Genomic DNA, 23,038 nt, shown 5'->3' with positions numbered 1-23,038 from the left:
CTGTGACAGGCTGTATCAACCCGCGACACCGGTAATCAGCAGCAGGTTCGTGCCGGTGATCACGGCGAACAGCGCCCACGCGGCCACCTGCATCCCGCGGCCGATCGCGTGTTCGCCCATCGTATTGCGGTCGCTGACCGAGCGGATCAGCGGCCACATCGCGAACGGCAACTGCAGGCTCAGGAGCACCTGGCTCCAGACGAGCAGTCGCCCGACCGAGCCGTCGCCGAGCCACAGCACACCGATCAGCGCCGGCACGAGCGCGAGCCCGCGCGTGATCAGCCGGCGCTGGTAGCACGGGATCTTCGTATGCAGGAAACCGTCCATGATGACCTGGCCGGCGATCGTGCCGGTCAGCGTCGAGCTCTGCCCCGATGCGAGCAGCGCGATGCCGAACAACAGCGCGGCCGCGCCGCCGGCGATCGGCGTGATCAGCCGGTACGCCTGTTCGATGTCGGTCACGTTGTGCTGGCCCGTCGCATGAAACGCGGCGCCCGCGACGACGAGGATCGCCGCGTTGACGAGCATCGCGACGAACAGCGACACGCAGGTATCGATGCGCACGAGCGCCAGCGTGTCGCGGATCACGCCGCGCGCGCCGCCGACCACATGCCGCGTCTGCACGACCGACGAATGCAGGTACAGGTTGTGCGGCATGATCGTCGCGCCGACGATGCCGAGCGCGAGCACGATCGCGTCCTTGCGGTCGTGGCCCGGGTCGCCCGGTACGAGGCCGCCCACCACCGCGTGCCAGTCGGGCGGCGTGATCGCCACCTGCGCGACGAAGCAGAACGCCATCGTCGCGATCAGCCCGAGCACGATCGCCTCGATCTGCCGGACCCCCTTGCCCTGCAGGCCGAGCACGATCACCGTGTCGAGCGCGGTGAGCACGACGCCCCACGCGAGCGGCACGCCGAGCAGCAGCTTGAACGCGAGCGCGCAGCCGAGCACTTCCGCGATGTCGCACGCGATGATCGACACTTCGGCGGTGATCCACTGCACGACGCGGCCGAACCGGCCGTAGCGGTCGTAGCTGGCCTGCGCGAGATCCTTGCCCGCGACGAGGCCGAGCCGCGCCGCGAGCATCTGCAGGAAGATCGCCGCGAGGCTCGAGAACGCGACGACCCACAGCAGCGAATAGCCGAACTGCGAGCCCGCCTGGATATCGGTCGCCCAGTTGCCGGGATCCATATAGCCGATCGCGACCAGCAGGCCGGGGCCGAAGAAACGCTTGAGCTTCTGCCAGCGCGGCGCGGTGGCGTCGACCGTGATGCTGCCCTTTACTTCCGACGGGCAGAAAGGGGCGGTGGCGGTAGTGGGGAGGAAGGACATGGAAACCGGGAATCGAGGTCGCGACACGACGATTCTACGGGTATCCGTCCCGTTTTCTCGCGCGCCGCCGCGCACGCGTCGCAATTCGCCCCGTCGCCGTCGCAACACGCGGCGGCAGCTCCGTCATCCGGATTGGACGACGCCGCGCCGTGCGCGAGGATTCTTTCCCGCTCGGCGACACGAAATTCCGTCGGCGACATCAACAGGCGCTGGCGAAACAGCTTCGCGAGCCGCTCGCCGCTGCCGAACCCGGTGCGCCGCGCGACCTTGTCGGCCGGCAGCGTCGTATGGATCAGCATGTGGCACGCCCGTTCGAGCCGCACGTGCTGGACGAACTCGGTCGGCGTCACGCCGATTTCCTTCTTGAAGCGTCGCAGGAAATTGCGCTCGCTCATCGCGGCCGCCTGCGCGGCGTTGGCGATCGAGATGCGATTCACGCTCTGCACGCGCAACCGCTGCGCGGACATCCGGATCGACGGGCTCGCGCTGAGTTCGCGGAACGCCCACATCGACTGAACATAGCGCTGCTCGACCGGCCGCATCATGTTGCTGGCGATCTCCTGCGCGGCGCCGTCGCCGAGGTCGGCGCGGAACATGTCGAGCGCGGCGGCAAACACGTCGGTCTCGCCGGCCCGCGATTCGATCGTCGTGGGCGCGCGGCGCCGCGCCCTGCCGGGCCGCACGTCGATCGACGACGACGGCCGCCGCGCGGCGGCGAGCGCGGGCAGGTCCATCGCATCGACGATCCAGCGCGCATGCTGGCGAACGTCGGCCAGGCGCTGCTGCAATGCGTCGTCCCAATTGACGGCCGCGCGCTCGCCATGAAGATGAAAGAACGCGCACGCACGGCGACTGTGTTCGTCTCCGAAAGGATCGGCCGCGATTCTCACGCCGGACGACGACTGCAACAGTCCCCCGCTTTCGGATACGTACTTGAGCTGATAATCCACGCCGTATCCATGCAGGCGATTCGCCAGGTTGAAGGCCTCGCCAAGACGCGCGGCCTGGGCCAACGAAAACCCCGTACTCAAATAGATAATGACCCACCGCTGATCTGCTGCATTCACTGGCCAAGCCCCCGACTTGTTCGACTTCTTCTAATACCGTCGAACTGTCAGGCTTATATTTGGTTTGAATGCGTGCGACAGGACGGCTATCCCGAAATATGAAGCGACGGCATCTTAGCCGAACGGGTAGCGCCTTTGGCGCGAAATGGCCGACGGGGACAGCATGATGGCGGATTACTACAGGCTGCTACGCGCCGCTGGTATGCCGCCGCAGAATCGCGTATGCGATGCGGCCGATTATTGCGGCCGTCATGCTCAACAAGGTGCGTGCTCGATTGCGTCGCACATCGGCAAAACGGACGCTCGCGTATCGGCGCGAACGGTATCGACATGCATCGAACGCACGCGATCGCCGCGTATGCCAACCCGCGCATCCGCTGCCTGCGCATCCTTTAGAATCGGTCCGTCCTTCACCACGCCGTCCGCGCTCCGTGCCCGCCGATCATCGTCTCGACCTGAACCTGTTTCGCGTGCTCGACGCCGTCTACGTGCACGGCGGCATCGGCGCGGCCGCCCGTGCGCTGCATCTGACGCAACCGGCCGTCACGCATGCGCTCAACCGGCTGCGCGCGCATTTCGACGATCCGCTATTCGTGCGCCAGGGCAACCGCGTCGTGCCGACCGAGCGCACGCGATCGATCATCGCGGACGTGCAGTTACACCTGAAAGGGCTGCAAGGCACCGCGCGCGATCCGTCCGCGCTCGATCCCGCGACGCTCGACCTGAGCATCGCGGTCGGCATCCGCGACGTGCTCGAATCCATCGCATTGCCGCGCATCGTCGCCGCGTTCGCCGACGAAGCGCCCGGCCTGCGGCTCGTCAGCCGCCGCATCGCGGTGCCGGACATCGAACGCGAACTCGCGTCGGGCAACCTCGATCTCGTCGTCGATCGCCGCGTGCAGACCGGCCCGCGCATCGCCACCGAACATCTGCTCGACGATTCGCTCGTCGTCGCGCTGCGCCGCGATCATCCTCTGGCGCGCGACCCGCTGCGACGCGGCGACTATTTCGCGGCGAAGCATATCGCCGTATCGTCGCTCGGCGAGCCGCAATCGCTCGACGTCCTGCTCGGCAACGACGGGCGCTTTCGCGACATCCGGCTCACCTGCCAGCACTATTTCGCCGCCTGCCAGATCGCCGCGGCCGGCAACCTGCTCGTCACGCTGCCGCACACCTATGCGCTGCGCATGGCCGCGCTGCTGCCGATCGCCGTGCGGCCGTTGCCGCTGCGGCTCAAGCCGTTCCCGCTGCTCGCGTACTGGCACGAGTCGCGCGACACCGACCGCGCGCATCAGTGGGTGCGCGAACGCATCGCCGCGCTCGTGCGCAGCAGCGCCGGCATCGTCGACGCGTAGCACGCGGCGCACGCCCGCGCGGCCGGAACGGTATGCTGGCGGCTGCACGCCGCCACGCGGCGCCCCCTTTCCTTTATTCGCTTACCGGAGACCTGCCATGTCGCTCATCCACGCCGCCGCCGTCCTCGATGCCGACGCGCCCGACTACGTCGTCCAGTTGCAGGCCGGCACGCACGCGTTGACCGGCGACGAAGCGCCGCGCGAAGGCGGCCAGGATCGCGGGCCGGCGCCGTACGAGTTCGTGCTGGCCGGGCTCGCGCAATGCACGGCCGCGACGCTGCGCATGTACATGCAGCGCAAGACGTGGCCGGCCGTGCGCATCGCCGTGCGCACCGAACTGCATGCCGATCGCGAAGGCGTGCAATACGTGCGCCGCGTCGTGACGCTCGACGGCCCGCTCGACGACGCGCAACGCCAGCGTCTCGCGGAAATCTGCGAGAAAACCCCGGTGACGCAGTTCATCAAGCGCGGCACGCGGATCGACACGACGTTGAACTGACGCAGCGGCGGGCACCGTCGCACTGCCGCTCGAAAGCTTGAAAAACGAAACGGGCGGGCCGCGCATCCAGCGCGGCCCGCCCGTTCGTCGATCCTGCCCGGCGCTTACAGTCCGAGCGCGGCGAGGTCCAGCTTGCCGTCCTTCATCGGCGGGCACCAGAAATACGCGCCCGTCAGCGGCCGCGTGAAGCGGAACAGCCCGTCGACGATCCCGTCTTCCGCGCCGCTCATCCGGCGCATCTGCACGTCGAACGCGCGGAACGAGCAGCCGAACGCGACGAAGTACAGGCCCGCCCGGCGCGTGTCCGACCACGGCGACGAACGGCGCAGCATGAACGCCTCGGGCGCGAAGCTTTCCTGCGCGGTGCGCTTCACGTGCGCGAATTCGGGCGCGTCGTCGAGTTCCTCGTTGTCCGAACGGCGGCGCCCGACGATGTGATCCATCTCGCCCGAGGGAATACGCTCCATCCGGTCGAAGTCGTGCACCCACTGCTGCACCGCGACGAAGCTCGAGCCGTCGAGCCCGGCACCCTGCCCCGCGACGATCGCCGCGGCCACCGCGTCGTCGCCTTCCGGATTCTCGGTGCCGTCCTCGTAGCCGGACAGGTCGCGATCGTTCGAATAGCGGAAGCCGTCGACGGCCTCCTGCAGCGCGAACGCCGGCGCGAGCGCGCGTTCGATCGCCCGCGCGCGCAGCACGATCTCGCCGCGGTCGTCCGAGCGCAGCCAGACCCACACGTCGGCCGGCGTCGCCGGCAGCGTGCGGTCGTTCACCGAGAACGCCGGATAGTCGGTCAGGCCCGGCACCGGGTGTCCGAGATAGGCGGCCAGCGCGCGTCCGAAACCGACCACCGTGTCGCGTCCGTCGACGATCTCGCGCAGCGCGGCCAGCGCCGCGGCGACATTGCCGTCGTTCGACATCGTGAAAGTGAGGTATCGGGCTGCCGTATCGATCGGAGCCAGGATGCCTTGCTGAACGTCGCTCATCGTTTCCTCGGGAATGGTTCGCAGTAAAGCCGGGCGGCCGCGCGTCGTCGCGCGCCGCGGACGCGGAAGTGTAATCGATGCGCGCACCGGCTCCGTGCCCGCCCTCGCGCAACGTACGCGAAAAGGGGCCAAAACCCTGAATACTAACCGTATCGACGCAGCAACGCCGCATTCGTCAGACATTGCGGCGCCCGCGACTGTCCTGATAGAATCGCTGCACGTCTTTTCGGCGTCCTTTCATTCAACCGTTCACTTCAGGGAGGTGCAGATGTTCCGAATGCCAGCAACCTTCCCGAACGTGGTCCCACGGCGCAGCTGATCCAGCCCGCCGTCCGCGCCGGCTCCCGAGTTTTCCGCTAACCCGTCAGCCGCGCTCTTCCCGACAGCCCGTTTCGTTCCGCCCCGCGTGTGTCGCGCGGCCCGGCTGTTGCGTTTTCGACGTTCTCCGAACCGGAAAGTCCCGTCGCGCGATGCGCCGGGCAACGATACATGACCAGAAAAACCTCCCATCTGGGCGGCCACGCATTCCAGGCCGTCTTCGGCTTCACCATCCGTTACTGGCGCCAGCAGCCGGCGCGCATCGCCACGGTCGCGAGCCTCGCGCTGCTCGCCGCGCTCGCAGACGTCCTCACGCCGCTGTTCGCCGGCCGCCTCGTCGACGCGCTGTCGACCGGCCTGACCGACCGCGCCGCCGCGTGGCATTCGGCCCTCGTCGCGTTCGGCACGCTCGCCGCGCTCGGCATCGGCGCGACGGTGCTGCGCCAGGGCGTCTACCTGAACATCATCACGCTCACGCTGAAGATGATGAGCGAGATCGCCGCCGCGTCGTTCCACCGCGTGCAGCGCTTCTCGACCGACTGGCACGCGAACAGCTTCGCGGGTTCGACCGTGCGCAAGATCACGCGCGGAATCTGGGCGCTCGACCTGCTCAACGACACCGTGCTGATCGCGCTGCTGCCGTCGGTCGCGATGCTGGTCGGCGCGACCGTGCTGCTCGGCACGCACTGGCCGGTGATGGGGCTCGTCGTCGGCGCGGGTTCGCTGCTGTACATCGCGGTGACGGTCGCGGTGTCGCTCGGCATCGTGGCGCCGGCCGCCCGCCTCGGCAACCTGTGGGATACGCGCATGGGCGGCGCGCTCGCCGACGCCGTGAGCTGCAACGCGGTCGTCAAGGCGTTCGGCGCGGAAACGCGCGAGGAAGCGCGGCTCGCACGCGTGATCGGCAAGTGGCGGCAGCGCACGCGCCGCACGTGGGTGCGCGGCACGTTCAACGGCGGGCTGCAGGGTGCGATGCTCGTCGCGATGCAGGCCGCGATGATCGGCGTCGCGCTGCGGCTGTGGATGAACGACGAGGCGAGCGTCGGCGACATCGCGTTCGCGCTGACGATGTTCTTCATGCTGCAGGGTTACCTGCGCGACGTCGGCATGCACATCCGCAACCTGCAGCGCTCGGTGAACGACATGGAAGAACTCGTCGCGCTCGAACGTCAGCCGCTCGGCATCGATGATCGCCCCGGCGCGCCGGCGATCCGGATCGGGCAAGGCGAGATCCGCTTCGAACACGTGACGTTCCGCTACGGCAACCATCCGGTGCCGCTGTACGACGATTTCTCGATGCGGATCGCGCCCGGCGAGCGCGTGGGCCTCGTCGGCCATTCCGGCTCGGGCAAGACGACGTTCATCAAGCTGATCCAGCGCCTGTACGACGTGTCGGGCGGCCGCATCACGATCGACGGCCAGGACATCGCGCAAGTGCGGCAGGATTCGCTGCGCAGCCAGATCGCGATCGTCCAGCAGGAGCCCGTGCTGTTCCATCGCACGCTCGCGGAGAACATCGCGTATGCGCGCCCCGATGCGAGCCGCGCCGACATCGAGCGCGCCGCGCGTCTGGCGAGCGCGCACGACTTCATCGCCGCGCTGCCGGACGGCTATGACACGCTCGTCGGCGAACGCGGGATCAAGCTGTCGGGCGGCGAGCGCCAGCGCGTCGCGATCGCCCGCGCGTTCCTCGCCGATGCGCCGATCCTGATCCTCGACGAAGCGACGTCGAGCCTCGACAGCGAAAGCGAGCTGCTGATCCAGCAGGCGATGGAGCGGCTGATGGTCGGCCGCACGACGCTCGTCGTCGCGCACCGGCTGTCGACCGTGCGCGCGCTCGACCGGCTGCTGGTGCTCGATCGCGGCAAGGTGATCGAGGAAGGCAATCACGACGCGCTGATCCGCATCGACGGCGGCATCTATCGCCGGCTGTTCGAGCGGCAGGCGCTGGAGCTCGCGAAGGGGCTCGCCGATTCGCCGCGACCCATGGCGGATCGCGATGCCGGCGCGCTGGGAGAGCCGGCGAGGGTTTGATGCAAGCGCATCACGATGTGGCCCGGCGGCGCGGTCATCGCCGCCGGGTCGCGTCGGCCAACCAGCGGAACCCGCTAATTTGGGTCGAGGCCGTGCCACGCGCACGGCCTTTTTTGTATCCGTGGCCGGTGCGCGCCGGTGCGCACCCGCATGCCGCGGCGTGTCCGGCAGCGGGATCACTTATCATGTCGGCCAGGAAATTTGCGACGAGGGATCGATCATGTTCACAGGCATTGTTCAGGGCGTTGGCACCATCGACGCCATCAAGGATCACGGCGAGCTGAGAACGTTCAGCATCGCGTTCCCCGAACGGTTCACCGACGATATCGAGATCGGCGCGAGCGTGTCGGTCGATGGCGTGTGCCTGACCGTGACGACCATCCATTCGCCGGTGCTGATCGACTTCGACGTGATGCTGCCGAGCCTGCGAATCACCACGCTGGCCGATCTAACGACCGGCGCGCGCGTCAACGTCGAGCGGGCCGCGAAGGACGGCGCGGAAATCGGCGGGCATCCGCTGTCCGGTCATGTCGATTTCACGGGGACCATCGCGCACATTGCGTCGTCCGAGCACAACCGGATGATCCGCATCGGCGTGCCGGCCGAATTCAAGCGCTATGTGTTCGCGAAAGGCTACATCGCGATCAACGGCTGCAGCCTCACCGTGTCGGACGTCAATCGCGACGAAGGCTGGTTCGACGTCTGGCTGATTCCGGAAACGAGCCGCGCGACCACGTTCGATGCGAAGGGCGTGAGCGATAAGGTCAACATCGAGATCGAGCGCAGCACGCAGGTCGTCGTGGATACGATTCGCGAGTCGGTCAAGGAAACGCTCGGCGAATTGAACGGCGTCGTCACCGCGCTGCTCGCGGAAAAAGGTATCGATATCGAGGAACTGCTCGCGCGCAATGTCGCGCGGCTGCCGAAGCAGTAAGCGCGATGCCCGCGTGCTAGGTGATCCGCTGGATCACCGAGTACCGGCTTCCGTCGAAGAACACCTCGACCCACGGCTCCGATTCCTCGAACGTCCACAGGACGAGTTCGAGATCGATCAGTTCATGCCAGTCGTCGTCGGGCCATGGCATGCTCCAGCCGCCCACGACGGCCACCACGTCGCCTGTGTAGAGTGGGCATTGCGCCATCCATGCGCGCTCGTAGTCGTGCGCGGCCGCGCCCTTGAAGTTGCCGTTGAATCCCCAGTCGCGCTGCCAGCCGTGTGCGTCGAGGTACGCGCCGATCGCGGCGGAACCGAAGCGGAACACCGCGTCGACCGGCGGCAGCGACATCGCGTCGGATCGACACAGCGGGTGGGCGGAGCGCACAGGTTGCGTGGAGGTCTCCACGTGGCCCGACGTGCCGCTTTCGTCGAGATACACGTTCAACCAGTTGCCGTCGTGCTCGACGGACATGCACAACACGCCGTCACCGATCCCGTGCCAGTACCCGGCGACGGGTTCACCATCGTCCGCGAAGCGGTACTGACGGCACGGCCGCGCAAGCTGCTTCGCTTCGTTCAGAAAGTCGTCCAGCGTCATCGGGTCTCCGTCGGTCGTTTCTTGCATCCCGGGTATCGCGTCGCGCCGCCGCGATCGAACCACATCGACCGCCCCCGGCTCACTCCGCCTCCACCCGCGCGCCCTTCCCCACCGCCACGCGCTGCGCGCGATAAATCCCCGCGTGCCCGGAAAACAGATACGCGACGACACAGGCGACGATCGCATACACGCCGATATCCGCACCGAACAGTTCGATCGCCATGATCGTCGACGCGATCGGCGTGTTCGCCGCGCCCGCGAACACCGCGACGAAGCCGAGCCCCGCGAGCACGGGCACCGGCAGCGCCAACACCTGGCCGAGCGCGTTGCCGAGCGTCGCGCCGATGTAGAACAGCGGCGTCACCTCGCCGCCCTTGAACCCGGACGCGAGCGTGACGACGGTGAACGCGAACTTGCCCGCGAAATCGTAAGGCGGCAGCGGGCCGTGAAACGCCGCTTCGATCGTCGGGATGCCGAGGCCGAGATACTGCGGCACGTTCAGCACGGTCGCGGCCACCGCAACCAGCAGGCCACCGAGCACCGGCTGCAGCGGCGCATGGCGGATCACGCGGCGAAACCACGCGGTCAGCGCATGCGTCGCGAACGCGAACAGCCGCCCGACCACGCCGAACGCGATGCCCGCGACGACCGTCACGGCCAGCCCGGTCGCCGATACGGCCGGCACGAACGGAATCGCATAGGCCGTGTGATGGACGCCCCACGCGCGGCACGCGACGTCCGCGACGATCGCCGACGCGACGCAGGTCAGCAGCGCGTCGTAGCGCAGGCGCCCGATCGCGAGCACCTCGAGCCCGAACACGGCGCCCGCGAGCGGCGTGCCGAACACCGACGAGAAACCGGCCGCGATGCCGCCCATCAGCAACACGCGGCGATGCTCGCGATCGAGACGGAGCACGTGCGTGACGCGATCGGCGAGCGCGCCGCCCATCTGCACGGCCGTGCCCTCGCGGCCGGCCGATCCGCCGAACAGGTGCGTGACGACAGTCGCGACGAGCACGAGCGGCGCCATCCGCTTCGGCACGAGCGCCTTCGGGTCGTGAATCTCGTCGATCAGCAGGTTGTTGCCGCGCGCGACCGACTGGCCGAAGCGATGGTAGATCCAGCCGGTCGCGAAACCGGCGGCCGGCAGCCCCCACAGCAGCCACGGATGCGCGACGCGCGTACCGGTCGCCCAGTCGAGCGCGATCAGGAACAGCGCGGAAGCCGTGCCGGCGAGCACGCCGAGCAGCGCGGAAAGCGCGAGCCAGCGGCACACGTAGCGCACGGTTGCGAAAAGATCGGCAGAAGTGGTGAAAAACATGATTTCCAGATTCGACGGAACATCAAAACCTGGGCGGCAGAATACCGGATGGACGGCCTGCGACCTCCTGACGACCCAGGAACACGCAGGCATCATCAGCCGGGCAAACCGGCGGTTGAGGGCCGCACCCGCGCGCGACGCGCCGGGAACGACCGCAGGGAGGCATGCCATCTCCGCAGGCCGCAATTGTACGCGACGCCGCGCCACGCACGCAATGCGGCGCCGGCACGCCACGCAGCGCCGGCCCCTGCCCGAGGCGCGGTCAGTCGCGCGGCGCGAGCGCGATCCGCGCGATCAACTGCGGCGCGATCTGTTCGAGCGGCAGGATCGCCGCCGCCGCGCCGACCGCCGCGGCCGCCTTCGGCATCCCGTACACGGCGCTGGTCGCTTCATCCTGCGCGATCGTGTAGCAGCCCTTCGCCCGCATCGCCTTCAGGCCGAGCGCGCCATCGCGCCCCATGCCCGTCAGCAGCACGCCGAGCGCGTCGCCCTGCCAGCCGTCCGCGACGCTGTTGAAGAACACGTCGATCGACGGCCGGTACGGCGTTTCGACCGGATGCCGCGTATAGCCGAGCACGCCGCGCGGCGACAGCATCAGATGGTCGTTGGTCGCCGCGAGCAGCACCGTGCCGGCTTCCGGCACAGTGCCCTGCCGCGCGACGCGCACCGGCAGCCGCGTATAGCCGTCGAGCCACTCGGCCATCCCGTACGCGAAGGCCTGGTCGACGTGCTGGACGATCACGATCGCGGCCGGGAAATCGGCCGGCAGCGCGCGCAGCAGCGCGGTGAGCGCGGTCGGCCCGCCCGCCGACGCACCGATCGCGACGAGCGTCGGCTGTCCGCGCGCGGGCGCGGGCCCCGGCGGCACGAGCGCCGCGGTGCGGCTTTCGAGCAGCCGGCCGATCTGGTCGATCTTCGCGAGCAGCGCCTGCGGCGACGCGTTGGTCGACAGCCCGAGCGCGAGCGTCGGCGTATCGACCGCATCGAGCGCGCCGGCGCCCATCGCCTCGTACACCGACGACGTGTTCGCGCTGACGCTCGCGGTCACGATCAGGATCGCGCACGGCGCGCGCGCCATGATCCGGCGCGTCGCGGCGACGCCGTCGACCTTCGGCATCACGAGATCCATCAGCACGACGTCGGGCGGCTGCGCGACGCAGAAATCCACCGCCTCGTCGCCATCGGTCGCCACCCACAGCACGCGATGGTCCGCGCGCAGCGCGATCACGCGGCGCAGCGCCTCCACGGCCAGCGGCAGGTCGTTGACGATGCCGATGTTCATCCCCGTGCGTCCCCGATCAGGTCGTGCACGGCATCGAGCAGCGCTTCGTCGTGGAAGCTGCTCTTCGCGAGGTAGTAGTCGGCGCCGGCGTCGAGCCCGCGGCGGCGATCCTCGTCGCGATCCTTGTACGACACGATCATCACCGGCACGCGCTTGAGCATCGGGTCGCTCTTGATCAGCGTGACGAGTTCGATTCCGTCCATGCGCGGCATGTCGACGTCGGTCACGACGAGATCGAACGCATCGCTGCGCACCGCGTTCCACCCTTCCATCCCGTCGACCGCGACCGTCACGTCGTAGCCGCGCTTTTCCAGCAGCTTGCGTTCGAGCTCGCGCACCGTCAGCGAATCGTCGACGACGAGCACGCGGCGGCGCCGGTCGGCCAGCGCAAGCTGCGGATCGCGCGTGACCCGCGCGAGCTGGCCGCCGCGCACGAGCTTGTCGACCGAGCGGATCAGGTCCTCGACGTCGACGATCAGCACCGGGTCGCCGTTCTCTAGCAACGCGCCGGCCGCGATGTTCTGGATCTTGTGCAGGCGGCTGTCGAGCGGCTGCACGACGAGCATCCGTTCGCCGAGGAAGCGGTCGACCGCGACACCGTACAGCTCGGGTTCGGCGCCGACGACCACGACCGCCGTACTGGCGCGGACCACGTCGGGTTCGCCCGCGTCGAGCAACTGGTGCGCGGCGACGAGGCCCGCGCGCCGGCCGTCGAACGGGAAATGCGGCTGCCCTTCGAGCACGTCGATGTCGTCGTGCGAGAGTTCGAGCGTGCGGCGCACATGCGCGAGCGGGAACGCATACGGCTCGCCGCCGACCTCGACGAGCAGGCTGCGGATCACCGACAGCGTGAGCGGCAACTGCAGCACGAAGCGCATGCCGGCGCCCGGCTCGTTGAAGATCCGCACCGCGCCGCGCACGCCGCGCACCATCTCCTGCACCGCATCGAGGCCGACGCCGCGCCCCGATACGTCGGTCACCGCATCGCGCATTGAGAAGCCGGGCAGCAGCAGGAATTCGAGCAATTCGGGGTCGGACAGCCGCGCGGCCGTCTCGTCGTCGGTCAGGCGCTGGCGCACGACGGCCGCGCGCAGCGCGTCCATGTCGACGCCCGGCCCGTCGTCGATCACGCTGACGAGCAGCGAGCCGGCGCTGTGGCGCGCCTCGAGCGTGACGCTCGCCTCGGCCGGCTTGCCGCGCGCCCGCCGCGCGTCGGGCGAATCGACGCCGTGGTCGATCGCGTTGCGCAGCAGGTGGCCGAGCGGCGCGTCGAGCAGGTCGAGGATGTCGCGATCGACCTGCGTGCCTTCGCCGACGATCGAGAAACGCACCTGCTTGCCGAGCGAGCGCGCGAGATCGCGAACGATGCGCGGATACGCGCGCGTCGCGTCGCCGAACGGCCGCATCCGGCACTGCAGCGCCTCGTCGTACAACTGCTCGGCGATATGCGTGCTGCGCCGCTCGAAGCGGTCGAATTCGTCCATGCGCTCGGCGAGCGAGCGCTGCAGGTCGTTGAGCATGTGCCGCACTTCGTTCATCGACGCGAGCATGCCGGCGTCGAGATCGTCGGCGAACTGCTCGACCATCAGGTCGAGCGAACGGGCCGCGTCGCGCTGCGCACGCTTCACGCGCAGCATCGATTCGGCGAACGGCTTGAGCCAGCGCGATTCGACCAGCGATTCGCCGGACAGGCTCAGCAGCCGGTTCAGCGTATCGGCGCGCACGCGGCGCATCGCGCCGGCGCCCGCCACGCGGCCGGCCTGGACCGGATCGGGCACCGTGCCCGACACGGCGAGCGGCGGCACCGCGGCACCCGCGCCGACCGGCTCGTTCGCGGCGCCGTCATGATCGCGATACGGCACGAACGACGGCGGCACCGGCGGCGGCACCGCGGCCGGCGCCTGCATCGTCTGCGCGCCGTCGGCGCCCGTGAGCGCCGCCGCGAACACGTCGATCTCGGCCTGCGACACCGGCTGCCCCTGCGGATCGCCGACGCGCACCAGCAAATCGACGCCGGCCAGCAGCACGTCGACGTGCGTGGCCGTCAGCGCGATCGTGCCGGCCTGCGCGGCGACGAAGCACTCCTCCATCCGCCCGGCGATCTCCACGCCGAGCGGCACGCCGACGATCCGCGCGGCGCCCTTCAGCGAATGCGCGGCGCGCATGCACGCTTCGAGCGCGACGGAATCGGGCTCGCCCGATTCGAGCGCGAGCAGCCGCTCCGACAGCGCCTGGGTCTGCGTGCGCGTCTCCTCGCGATACAGCTCGAGCAGCGACAGGTGGCTCAGGTCGTCATCGCCGCTCATCGCATGCTCCGTGTCACGGCGTCGAACAGACGATCGTCGTCGAGCAGGCCCACCGACTTGCCGCGCCACGACAGCACGCCGCGCGACAGGCCGGCGCTCGCGCGCCCGACCGTCGCGGGCACCGGCACCCAGTCGGACGTGCCGAAGCGCAGCACGCCCTCGACTTCGTCGACCGGAAACACCACCGGCTCGCCCTGGTGCGCGGCCACCAGCAGCCGCGTGAAACGGCCGTCGCCACCGCCCTCGCCGTTGCCGGCCTTGCCGGCATCGAGGCCGAGCAGCGCGCCGATCGAGATCGCGATGCGCAGCGTGCCGCGAATGTTGACCACGCCGCGCACGGCCGAATGGCGGCGATACGGCAGCGAATGGATCGGGCGCGTGCCGGCGATCTCGCGCAGCACGCCGATCGGCAGCGCGAGCCATTCGTCGGCCACCCGGAACGCAAGCGCCGCATGGTGCGTATCGCCGTCGTCGTCGCCCGCACGCGCCGTGCCGAACGCGCTCATCCGGCGCGTGACGTCCGCCATCTCGGCCACGTCGAGCGGACGCTCGAGCAGCTTCGCCGCGTGCGACGCGTAGACCGGGCAGTTCAGGCAGCGCAGGCAGTCGTTCAGCCGCTCGCACGAGCGGTCGCCGCGCGTGCCGATCCGGTTCCAGCAATCGTCGACGTCGAGCGTCGCGTCGTCAGTGGCAGCGGCGCGGTTCATCAGAATTTTCTCCGAGAGACCCCGCCATTGATGGCGGGAAGGAAAGGCGTGCTGTTGACAGGCAGCTTCTTCCACGAGTTAGGATCACCGGCATGATCCTTGTCTACCGCTACCGGGTGAAGTCGCTCAACGGACTGCTCAACAAGCAGAGCCGTGCGGTGAACTACGTCTGGAACTTCTGCAACGACACGCAGAAGCACGCGCTCAAGTGGAGCAAGAAGTGGCCGACCGGGTTTGACCTGAACGTGCTGACGACCGGGAGTAGCAAGGAACTTGGTATTCATTCCGGCACGATCAACGCGGCGTGCGAGCAATACGCGAAGTCGCGCAGCCAGCACCGTCGGCCCTACCTGCGCTATCGCGGCAGGAAATCGCTGGGCTGGGTGCCGCTGAAGGGGCGTGACTTGAAGCGCGAGGGCGACGCGTTTCGTTTCGCCGGCAACACCTTCCGCGTGTTCAACAGCCGACCGCTTCCCGAAGGCAAGATCAAGGATGGAACCAACTTCGCGCAGGATGCACGCGGCAACTGGTTTCTCAACATCGTGATCGAGATGCCCGATGTACTGGCCCGACCTATCCGTTCCGGTGTCGGCATCGATCTCGGCTTGAAAGACTTCGCCACACTTTCGACCGGCGAGAAGCTGCCTAACGATCGGTTCGGTCGATGCGCGGCCGAGAAACTCGCGAAAGCGCAACGGGCGCGAAAACACAGGCGGCATATCGCGAAGTTGCACGCCAAAGTGACGAACGCCCGTGCCGATTTCCAACACAAGCTCGCGCTCGATCTGGTGCGGCGCTTCGATTACATCGCGGTCGGCAACGTGTCGGCCGCAAAACTCGCCAGAACCAGGATGGCGAAGAGCGTCTACGACGCGTCCTGGTCGTCCTTCCGAAACAAGCTCCGTTACAAAGCGATGGCGCACGGAGTCACGTTCGATGAAGTCGACGAAAGCGGTTCGACCCAGTCCTGTTCGTCGTGCGGGTCGAAAGACAGCACGACGCGGCCGAAAGGTATCGCGGGACTGAGAATAAGAGAGTGGACCTGCAGTGACTGTGGTGTCGAGCATGATCGAGATACCAACGCTGCGCTGAACATTCTCCGATGCGGACGTGCATCGCCAGGTGTGGGAATCTTCCGCCTTTAAGCGGAGGAGGACGTCAAGGGTTCCTCTGGTCATCGCGGTGTCGGTCCCATTTCCCGTCGTCGTGTCAGCCGGCCGAACGCCGGGCGCGTTCGAGCAGCCATTGCGCGCCCGCGCGATCGCCGCCGACGTCGAGCAGCGTCGCGAGATGCGTCAGCGCCTCGTGATGCGTGGGGCGCAGGTACAGCGCCTTGCGGTAAAAGTCGCTCGCTTCCGCGGCGTGCCCGCGCGCATCGGCGATCAGTCCGTTCAGGTAGAACGCATCGGCATGCGGGCCGACACGCGCCGAGAACTGCGCGAGCACGCGCTCGGCCGCGTCGAACGCGCCCGCGTTCGCCAGGGCCTGCGCATCCTCCAGCGTCGGCGCAGCGTCGATCGCCGGCGCGATGCCGTCGTAGGCCGGTGCGGCCGCCACGGCGGTCGCCGCCGCCGGAGAGGCCCGTGCGTCGACTGCGGCGGCCCGCACGGGCTGCGCCGCCGCGAGCGACTGGCGCACGTCGCCGAGCCAGCCCGGCGGCGCGACGGCCACCACCGGGCGCGGCGCGGCGAGCGGTGCGAGCGTGAAGCGCTCCGTGCGCCGGTCCTGCGCCGCCGCGGACAGCGGCGCAACCGGCCGGGCCGCGCCTGCATCGGCCGCCGCGCCGGCCGGCTCGCGACGAAACGCGAACGCCAGCGGCACGCGCGCCGAGCGCATCCCGTGCCGCATCGCGACGCCCGTCTCCGCCGGCCCGACGAACAGCATGCCGTCGTCGGCAAGACGCGCGTCGAGCGAGCGGATCACGCGGTCCTGCGCATCGCGGTCGAAATAGATCAGCACGTTGCGGCAGAACACGAAGTCGTAGCGAATGCCGTTGTCGGCCGCCGGTTCGACGAGGTTCGCGTGACTGAACTGCACGCACGCGCGCACGCGCTCGTCGAGCAGCCAGCCATCGCGGGTCGGCGTGAAATACCGCGTACGGAACTCCGTCGCCGTCCCGCGGAACGCATTGCGCCCGTAACAACCGAGCCGGGCCTGTTCGATCGCGCGCGCGCTGAGGTCGATCGCGTCGATCGCGAAGCTGCCCGGCGGGAGCCCCGCATCCAGCAACGCCATCGCCGCCGAATACGGCTCCTCGCCCGTCGAGCACGGCGCGCTCAGCACGCGGATCACGCGGCCGGGCATCGCGGCGAGCCGTTCGGCGGCCTGCCGCGCGAGCGTCGCGAAGGCTTCGCGGTCGCGGAAGAACCACGTTTCCGGGACGACGAACAACTCGATCAGCGCGCGCCGTTCGTCGGCCGACGCGTTGAGCTGCTGCCAGTACGCATCGAGCGCTTCCGGCGTGACGGGCGGGCGCGCGGCCGACGGCACGCGCTCGCCGTCCGCCTGCCACGCATGCACGCGATCCGTCAGCGCCCGCATCAGGAAATCGTTGCCAAGCGAATCGGTGTCGATGCCGGTCTCCCGCAGCAACCAGTCGCGAAAGCGCGCTTCGGACGCGTTCATGCGAACTCCTCTCCGTGGCCCGCCGGGCCGTCGAACAGATACAGGCGTGCCATGTCGTCGATCAGGTCGGGCACCGACAGCTGCTGCACGACGCCGTCGGGCGTGTTCGCGACCCGCCCGAGCCAGCGCGTGCGCGCGGTCGATACACCGCTGGCGCGGAACGCCGCGCGGTCGATCCGCATCGTCTGCGTCGCCCGCTCGACGATCAGGCCGATCGTGCGCTCGCCATCGGCGTGACCGGAGCGATGGCGGACCATCACGAGCCGCGTCGAGCGCAGCGCCTGCGCGCGCCGCCCGAGCGCCAGCATCGGCACGTCGATCACCGGCACCGGCTGGCCACCGCGCATCAGCAGCCCGGCGATCCAGTCGGGCGCGCCGGGCACCGCCTTCATGACGGCGAGCGGCAGCACCTCGTCGATGCCGGCCGCGTCAAGCGCATAACGCTCGCCGTCGAGCTCGAACATCAGGAACAGCGCGTGGGCGCCGTGCTGCGGATCGGCGCGCGTCACGCGTCGACCTTGAAGCGCGACACGCTGGTGCGCAACTGGTTCGCGACGAGCGTCAGGTCGTCGATCGCCTGCGACGACTGGCGCAGCGACTCGGCCGTCTGCTGCGCGGCTTCCGACAGTTGCGACAGCGCCTGCGTGATCTGCTCGGCGCCGTTCGCCTGCGTCTGCATCCCTTCGTTGACCATCTGGAAACGCGGCGCGAGCGTCTGCACCTCGGCGATGATCTGCGACAGCTGCCCGCCCACCTGCTGCACGTCGAGCATCCCGCGGCGCACTTCCTCGGAGAACTTGTCCATCCCCATCACGCCCGCCGACACGGCCGACTGGATCTCCTTCACCGTCTGCTCGATGTCGTAGGTCGCGACGGCCGTCTGATCCGCCAGGCGGCGGATCTCGGTCGCGACGACCGCGAAGCCGCGGCCGTACTCGCCGGCCTTCTCGGCCTCGATCGCCGCGTTCAGCGACAGCAGGTTGGTCTGATCGGCCACCTTGGTGATCGTCGCGACCACCTGGTTGATGTTCAGCGCCTTCTCGTTGAGGATCGCGAGCTTCGCGTTCACCGAGCCGGCCGCGTCCATCACGCTGCGCATCGTCTCGCCCATCCGCGTGAGCCCGCTCTGGCTCACGCCCGCGAGCGTCGCCGACTGCTCGGCCACGCCGGCCACCTCGTTCATCGTGCGCAGCAGGTCGCGCGACGTCGCGAAGATCTCGCGCGACGTCGCGCCGATCTCGGTCGTCGTCGCCGCGGTCTCGTTGGCGGTCGCCTGCTGCTCGCGCGACGTCGCCGCGATCTCGGCCACCGACGTCGTCACCTGCAGCGACGACTGCTGCGCGCGCGAAACCAGCTCGGTCAGCTCGTCGGCCATCCGGTTGAAACCGGTCTCGAGCGTGCCGAATTCGTCGCGGCGGCGCAGATCGAGGCGATGGGTCAGGTTGCCGGTGCGCATCACGTCGTGCACCTCGACGAGCCGCGCCATCGGCACGGTGACCGAGCGGTACAGCATGTAGCCGAACCCGAGTGCGGACAGCAGCATGAACGCCAGCGCGGTCGCGAGCACGATCTCGGTGTCCTGCACGGATTCGCGGATCATCCTCGCGGACTGCTCGGCGAACTTGCGGTTCTCCTGCACCAGCACGTTCGCGTTGCGCACGACCTCGGTCCATGCGGGCAGCGTCTTCGCGTACGCGGCGACCGCCTCGCCGTGCGATGCGCGGCTGTTCTGCACCGCTTCGTTCAGCAACGGCACGTAGTGATCGTAGGCGCCGCGGAACGCCGCGAAGCGCTGCCGGTCGTCGTCGCGGAACGTCGTGTTCTGGTAGTCCACCGACAGCGACTCGATTTCCTTCAGCGCGTCGGCGATCTTCGCGAGATCGCGCTGCGCGGCGTCGGACTCGGTGTCGACGAAGACCCCGCGCTGCAGCAGCGTGAACGACTCGTTGACCGCGCCGCGCAGCGACGACGCAAGATAGACGCCGGGCACCGAGTCGCGCTCGATGCTGACGGCTTCGGCGTTGATCGCGCGCAGACGCTCGTACGACACGCCGGCGGTCGCCAGCATCAGCACGAACAGCACGCCGAAGCTGAGCAGAATGCGATTGCCGAGCGTCAGCCGGGCAGCGCCGATCGTCGGATGCAGGCTTTCGTTGGTCGCGCGGGGCGTCAAGGTGGCCATGTTCGTTATGGGCTTTCTAAATTCAGCGTTGAAAAATCCGCGCCCGCCTGGCGCGCCGGTTGGCGCGCCACGAGCGCATCGGGGTCCCGCGGGCGGCGCGACGCCGGCAGGCCGCGCCGCGACATCATCGCTCCGCTTGCGCCGGCAGCCGGAGCGCGACCATGAAGCCGCGCGCCGTATTGCGCATCAGGATCTGGCCGCGATGCCGCGCCGCCGTCGCGCGGACGAACGCGAGGCCGAGGCCGAACCCGCTGCGCGCCGCGCCGTGCGCGGATTCGAGCTGCACGAACGACTCGGTCGCGGCCGTGCGCTGCTCCGGCGCGATGCCGGCGCCGGCATCCTCGACGCCGATCAGCCAGGCGCCGTCCTCGCCGCTCAGCGTGCAATGTACGTCCATCCCGGCCGGCCCATACTTCAGCCCGTTGTCGATCAGGTTCGCGACCGCGCGCGTCAGCATCATGCGGTCGCCCATCGTCACGCACGCGGTATCGGGCACGCACGCGCTCACCCGGCAGCCGAGCCCGGCCGCCTTCTCCCACAGCTGGTCGACGGCGTCGAGCACGATCTCGTTGAGACTCACGACCTCGTGCGCGCGCCGTTCGGACTGCGCACGGGTCAGGTGGATGAAGCCGTCGGCGAGCGCGAGCGCGCGCCGTGCATGGCCGGCGATGCGCTCCATGATCGCCGGCATGTCGCCGTGCTCGGCCCGGTAGACGTCCAGCAGCGCGAGGATCGACGTCTGCGGCGAACGCATGTCGTGCGACAGGAAATCGAGCGCCTCGTCGCGTTGCCGCGACATCAGGTACGAATTCGAGTGATAGCGGATGCGCGCGGTCAGCTCCATCGCGTCGGGAAGCTTCACCAGATAGTCGTTCGCGCCGGCGATGAACGCCTCGCGCTTGACGATCGGCTCCTCCTTCGCGGACAGCACGATGATCGGCACGCGTGCGGTGCGGGGGTCCGCGCGCCAGGCGCGCACGAGATCGAGGCCGTCGATCTCCGGCATCACGAGATCCTGCAGGATGACCGTCGGCTTCACGTCGCGCGCGACCGCCATCGCCCGGTGCGCGTCGGTGCACACGTGCAGGTCGATGTCGTGCTCGCTGCGCAGCGCGCGACGGATCACCTCGCCGACGAACGGCTGGTCGTCGACCAGCAGGACCGATAAGCCCGATTCGAGGCAATCCGAGGCATTATCACTGCTCGATTCTTTCATAAATACAGTTTCAAACGCCGAATCTCCAATCGATTCTTTCATAGGAGTTGTTTATCCGACTTGGACGCCATCTTATATTGGCAGGTTGAAAAAACCGCCTGATTCCGCCGATTTAGCCGATTTAGCCTGTCGGCCCTGCCTTGCGGGGCTTTGGACGCCGCTTGTTTCCCCGTCGGCGGCCCACATTACCTCCGCATTCTTTCTCTCAATAAACTTAACCGGCTGATTCTAAATGAAATTAGAACACAGCATCTATCTCCTTCCGGTTTAGTTTTGCCAAATATGCAGAAAGAGACGGAATCAGATAAATCGGATCATTTCCGGATTCGAAGGACGATAACGTTTGCGAGACCGGCGCGATGAGGTTTGCATGCGCTGCAAGACTGGTGGCGGATCGTATCGGCGAATGTATTGGGGTCGGATGCGAAGGGCCGCAAAAGGCAGGCGGGTGAAGAAAAATCGCGCGGCGGGTGCCCGACCCGCGCGTGTCAGGGCCGGCAGGACGCCGGCCCGTGCGCCCGCTTACCCGCGCGCGTGCTGCGCGGACACTTCCTGCAGATCGAGGTCGCGCTCGAGCGTGTGCAGCATCTCGTCGTGGATGCGCCCCGACCGATGCAGGCGCAACAGTTCGGCACGCCCGGCCCGGATCGCGGCCAGCACCACGTCGTAGTGCGCCATGCGCACTTCCGCCGGATACGCGGGCTCGTTCTTCGACCGTTCGGTCAGCTCGGCGCGATACGTGTATTGCTCGAGCAGACGCGGATGGATCACGACGCCGTGCTCGTCGCGCACGAGCGGCTGGATCGCCGCGAGCTGCGCGGCCTCGACGTACGCCCACGTCTGCGGCTCGGTCAGGTGGTGCGCGGCGCGCTCGTCGCGCTGCGGCAGGCGCAGCAGCCGGATCAGCGGCCCGATCGTCGTGCCCTGCAGCAGCACAGTGACGAGGATCACCGCGAACGACGCGACGAGGATCACGTCGCGGCCGGGCAGCGCCTCGGGCAGCGACAGCGCGATCGCCAGCGTCACCACGCCGCGCATCCCGGCCCAGCTCATGATCGTCGCGGCCTTCCAGTCGGGCGCGTCGCCGCGCCGCACGAGGCCACGCACCGGCCACTTCAGCGCCTCGACCGCGTAGATCCACACGAAGCGCGACAGGATCACCGCCGCCAGCACCGCGAGCACCGGCGGCACCATCGTGCCGAGCACCTGCTCGAAGCCGCCGAGCCGGTGGATCGCGCCGCGCAGCGACAACCCGATCAGCACGAACACCATCGCCTCGAGCAGGAACACGATGACCTGCCAGAACGCGGTGCCGCGCGTGCGCACGGCCGCCGTGAACACCTCGTGCTGATGCCAGCCGATGATCATGCCGGCCGTGACGGTCGAGATCACGCCCGACACCTCGACCATTTCGCCCGCGATGTACGCGATCCAGCCGGCGATCACCGCGACGGTGATCACGAGATAGTCGTCGTCGAGCAGCTTCAGGAACCACACGACGAGCTTGCCGACCACGAAGCCGACCACCACGCCGCCGAGCCCGAGTTCCGCGAAGCGCACGACCGCATGCTCGAGGCTGAACGCGCCCGTGAGCGCGGCCGCGACCGCGAAGCGGAACAGCACGAGGCCGGCCGCGTCGTTCAGCAGGCTCTCGCCTTCGAGCAGCACCATCAACCGGCGCGGCAGCGCGACCCGTTCGAGCACGGCCTTCGCGGCGACCGCATCGGGCGGCGACACGATCGCGCCGAGCGCGAAGCACGCGGCCCACGGCAACGCCGGCACCACCCAGTGGACGGCGAAGCCGACCGCGAACGTCGTGAACACGACCGCGCCGATCGCCAGCATCAGGATGCCGCCGACGTTGCGCTTGAATTCTTCCCACACGGAGAAGTACGCCCCATCCATCAGCAGCGGCGGCAGGAACACCAGCAGCACCAGCTCGGGATCGAGGTCGACCGGCGGCAGGCCGGGGATGAATGCGATGCCGATGCCGCCGATCAGCAGCGCGGCCGCGGGCGGCAGCCGCAGCCGTTTGGCGATGCATTCGAGCGCGACGATCGCGAGGAATGACAACAGAACCAGCTTGAATGCCGAGACGGGGGACATGAATCGACCTCGTGAAGAATGAATTCGCGCGTTCCGGCGTCGTACCCCGGTCGGCAGTTTCGCGCGATTACATCACGACGCAAGGCCCGTAGTCGAGCCTGTTTCAGGCGGCCTGCCACACGGTACACGCGCGGCGCGGCGCCGTGCGGCGCCATGAAAAACGGCAC

At 68.5% G+C, this 23,038-nt stretch carries 18 protein-coding genes and 1 riboswitch; of the genes, 5 read left to right on the top strand and 13 right to left on the bottom strand.

Going from position 1 to position 23,038, the window contains the following annotated elements; translation table 11 throughout:
* Positions 1-15: 15 nt before the first annotated feature.
* Positions 16-1,332 carry an Nramp family divalent metal transporter gene (locus tag CFB89_RS19410; protein WP_089469258.1) on the bottom strand — a complete coding sequence of 439 codons (1,317 nt, stop codon included), beginning with the start codon at positions 1,330-1,332 and terminating at the stop codon, positions 16-18.
* Positions 1,281-2,345, bottom strand: coding sequence for a helix-turn-helix domain-containing protein (locus CFB89_RS19405; protein ID WP_089469257.1), 1,065 nt, complete (start codon positions 2,343-2,345; stop codon positions 1,281-1,283). Before CFB89_RS19405 ends, CFB89_RS19410 begins: the two co-directional genes overlap by 52 nt.
* Before the next feature lie 485 nt (positions 2,346-2,830).
* Here CFB89_RS19405 and CFB89_RS19400 point away from each other — a divergent pair, with 485 nt between their 5' ends.
* Positions 2,831-3,754 (top strand): LysR family transcriptional regulator, encoded by a 924-nt coding sequence (locus CFB89_RS19400; RefSeq protein WP_089469256.1) that lies wholly within the window; start codon positions 2,831-2,833, stop codon positions 3,752-3,754.
* 97 nt (positions 3,755-3,851) lie between these two features.
* The gene (locus CFB89_RS19395; protein ID WP_089469255.1) at positions 3,852-4,253 is read left to right on the top strand and encodes an OsmC family protein; all 402 of its coding nucleotides are present in this window, start codon (positions 3,852-3,854) and stop codon (positions 4,251-4,253) included.
* Positions 4,254-4,357: 104 nt separating this feature from the next.
* Here the strand turns inward: CFB89_RS19395 and CFB89_RS19390 are convergent, their stop codons facing one another.
* Positions 4,358-5,239, bottom strand: coding sequence for a Dyp-type peroxidase (locus CFB89_RS19390; protein ID WP_089469254.1), 882 nt, complete (start codon positions 5,237-5,239; stop codon positions 4,358-4,360).
* Positions 5,240-5,728: 489 nt separating this feature from the next.
* Between CFB89_RS19390 and CFB89_RS19380 the strand changes: the two genes are divergently transcribed.
* Together CFB89_RS19380 and CFB89_RS19375 are read left to right on the top strand one after the other, a co-directional pair.
* Positions 5,729-7,591 (top strand): ABC transporter ATP-binding protein, encoded by a 1,863-nt coding sequence (locus CFB89_RS19380; RefSeq protein WP_089469253.1) that lies wholly within the window; start codon positions 5,729-5,731, stop codon positions 7,589-7,591.
* Positions 7,592-7,811: 220 nt separating this feature from the next.
* Positions 7,812-8,525 (top strand): riboflavin synthase subunit alpha, encoded by a 714-nt coding sequence (locus CFB89_RS19375; RefSeq protein WP_089469252.1) that lies wholly within the window; start codon positions 7,812-7,814, stop codon positions 8,523-8,525.
* Positions 8,526-8,541: 16 nt separating this feature from the next.
* On the opposite strand, the gene CFB89_RS19370 is transcribed toward CFB89_RS19375, so the two are convergent.
* The 5 genes from CFB89_RS19370 to CFB89_RS19350 form a co-directional block, all read right to left on the bottom strand.
* Entirely contained in the window at positions 8,542-9,126 is a 585-nt protein-coding gene (locus CFB89_RS19370) for a hypothetical protein (RefSeq protein ID WP_089469443.1), read from the bottom strand.
* A 79-nt stretch (positions 9,127-9,205) separates the two neighbouring features.
* Positions 9,206-10,447 (bottom strand): voltage-gated chloride channel family protein, encoded by a 1,242-nt coding sequence (locus tag CFB89_RS19365; RefSeq protein WP_089469251.1) that lies wholly within the window; start codon positions 10,445-10,447, stop codon positions 9,206-9,208.
* A gap of 79 nt (positions 10,448-10,526) precedes the next feature.
* Positions 10,527-10,631: riboswitch (Fluoride riboswitch) on the bottom strand.
* 78 nt (positions 10,632-10,709) lie between these two features.
* Positions 10,710-11,729, bottom strand: a complete 1,020-nt coding sequence (locus CFB89_RS19360; protein WP_089469250.1) for a chemotaxis response regulator protein-glutamate methylesterase — start codon at positions 11,727-11,729, stop codon at positions 10,710-10,712.
* On the bottom strand, positions 11,726-14,035 hold the full coding sequence (locus CFB89_RS19355; RefSeq protein ID WP_089469249.1) for a hybrid sensor histidine kinase/response regulator: 2,310 nt from the start codon (positions 14,033-14,035) through the stop codon (positions 11,726-11,728). The genes CFB89_RS19360 and CFB89_RS19355 overlap by 4 nt, the downstream gene beginning before the upstream one ends.
* On the bottom strand, positions 14,032-14,742 hold the full coding sequence (locus CFB89_RS19350) for a chemotaxis protein CheW (RefSeq protein ID WP_089469248.1): 711 nt from the start codon (positions 14,740-14,742) through the stop codon (positions 14,032-14,034). The genes CFB89_RS19355 and CFB89_RS19350 overlap by 4 nt, the downstream gene beginning before the upstream one ends.
* 92 nt (positions 14,743-14,834) lie before the next feature.
* On the opposite strand from CFB89_RS19350, the gene CFB89_RS19345 reads away from it, so the two are divergent.
* Positions 14,835-15,887, top strand: a complete 1,053-nt coding sequence (locus CFB89_RS19345) for an RNA-guided endonuclease TnpB family protein (RefSeq protein WP_089469247.1) — start codon at positions 14,835-14,837, stop codon at positions 15,885-15,887.
* Positions 15,888-15,951: 64 nt separating this feature from the next.
* On the opposite strand, the gene CFB89_RS19340 is transcribed toward CFB89_RS19345, so the two are convergent.
* The 5 genes from CFB89_RS19340 to CFB89_RS19315 form a co-directional block, all read right to left on the bottom strand.
* Positions 15,952-17,367 carry a protein-glutamate O-methyltransferase CheR gene (locus CFB89_RS19340; protein WP_089469246.1) on the bottom strand — a complete coding sequence of 472 codons (1,416 nt, stop codon included), beginning with the start codon at positions 17,365-17,367 and terminating at the stop codon, positions 15,952-15,954.
* Positions 17,364-17,876 (bottom strand): chemotaxis protein CheW, encoded by a 513-nt coding sequence (locus tag CFB89_RS19335; RefSeq protein WP_089469245.1) that lies wholly within the window; start codon positions 17,874-17,876, stop codon positions 17,364-17,366. Before CFB89_RS19335 ends, CFB89_RS19340 begins: the two co-directional genes overlap by 4 nt.
* Positions 17,873-19,549, bottom strand: a complete 1,677-nt coding sequence (locus CFB89_RS19330; RefSeq protein ID WP_089469244.1) for a methyl-accepting chemotaxis protein — start codon at positions 19,547-19,549, stop codon at positions 17,873-17,875. The genes CFB89_RS19335 and CFB89_RS19330 overlap by 4 nt, the downstream gene beginning before the upstream one ends.
* A gap of 124 nt (positions 19,550-19,673) precedes the next feature.
* A complete protein-coding gene (locus tag CFB89_RS19320; protein ID WP_089469243.1) occupies positions 19,674-20,807 on the bottom strand; it encodes a hybrid sensor histidine kinase/response regulator in 1,134 nt (377 codons plus the stop codon).
* A gap of 480 nt (positions 20,808-21,287) precedes the next feature.
* Positions 21,288-22,871 carry a Na+/H+ antiporter gene (locus CFB89_RS19315; protein WP_089469242.1) on the bottom strand — a complete coding sequence of 528 codons (1,584 nt, stop codon included), beginning with the start codon at positions 22,869-22,871 and terminating at the stop codon, positions 21,288-21,290.
* Positions 22,872-23,038 lie beyond the last annotated feature (167 nt).

Source organism: Burkholderia sp. AU16741 (assembly GCF_002223345.1).
In the GTDB taxonomy this organism is placed as follows: domain Bacteria; phylum Pseudomonadota; class Gammaproteobacteria; order Burkholderiales; family Burkholderiaceae; genus Burkholderia; species Burkholderia sola.
The sequence above is the reverse complement of the archived record's forward strand: the minus strand, read 5'-3'. Positions and strand labels throughout refer to the sequence as shown.

What these genes read in the sequence shown, in the direction of transcription:
- CFB89_RS19410 (WP_089469258.1), bottom strand. Translation starts at nt 1,332, where the DNA reads ATGTCCTTCCTCCCCACTACCGCCACCGCCCCTTTCTGCCCGTCGGAA.
- CFB89_RS19395 (WP_089469255.1), top strand. Translation starts at nt 3,852, where the DNA reads ATGTCGCTCATCCACGCCGCCGCCGTCCTCGATGCCGACGCGCCCGAC.
- CFB89_RS19390 (WP_089469254.1), bottom strand. Translation starts at nt 5,239, where the DNA reads ATGAGCGACGTTCAGCAAGGCATCCTGGCTCCGATCGATACGGCAGCC.
- CFB89_RS19380 (WP_089469253.1), top strand. Translation starts at nt 5,729, where the DNA reads ATGACCAGAAAAACCTCCCATCTGGGCGGCCACGCATTCCAGGCCGTC.
- CFB89_RS19375 (WP_089469252.1), top strand. Translation starts at nt 7,812, where the DNA reads ATGTTCACAGGCATTGTTCAGGGCGTTGGCACCATCGACGCCATCAAG.
- CFB89_RS19370 (WP_089469443.1), bottom strand. Translation starts at nt 9,126, where the DNA reads ATGACGCTGGACGACTTTCTGAACGAAGCGAAGCAGCTTGCGCGGCCG.
- CFB89_RS19365 (WP_089469251.1), bottom strand. Translation starts at nt 10,447, where the DNA reads ATGTTTTTCACCACTTCTGCCGATCTTTTCGCAACCGTGCGCTACGTG.
- CFB89_RS19360 (WP_089469250.1), bottom strand. Translation starts at nt 11,729, where the DNA reads ATGAACATCGGCATCGTCAACGACCTGCCGCTGGCCGTGGAGGCGCTG.
- CFB89_RS19355 (WP_089469249.1), bottom strand. Translation starts at nt 14,035, where the DNA reads ATGAGCGGCGATGACGACCTGAGCCACCTGTCGCTGCTCGAGCTGTAT.
- CFB89_RS19350 (WP_089469248.1), bottom strand. Translation starts at nt 14,742, where the DNA reads ATGAACCGCGCCGCTGCCACTGACGACGCGACGCTCGACGTCGACGAT.
- CFB89_RS19345 (WP_089469247.1), top strand. Translation starts at nt 14,835, where the DNA reads ATGATCCTTGTCTACCGCTACCGGGTGAAGTCGCTCAACGGACTGCTC.
- CFB89_RS19340 (WP_089469246.1), bottom strand. Translation starts at nt 17,367, where the DNA reads ATGAACGCGTCCGAAGCGCGCTTTCGCGACTGGTTGCTGCGGGAGACC.
- CFB89_RS19330 (WP_089469244.1), bottom strand. Translation starts at nt 19,549, where the DNA reads ATGGCCACCTTGACGCCCCGCGCGACCAACGAAAGCCTGCATCCGACG.
- CFB89_RS19320 (WP_089469243.1), bottom strand. Translation starts at nt 20,807, where the DNA reads ATGAAAGAATCGATTGGAGATTCGGCGTTTGAAACTGTATTTATGAAA.
- CFB89_RS19315 (WP_089469242.1), bottom strand. Translation starts at nt 22,871, where the DNA reads ATGTCCCCCGTCTCGGCATTCAAGCTGGTTCTGTTGTCATTCCTCGCG.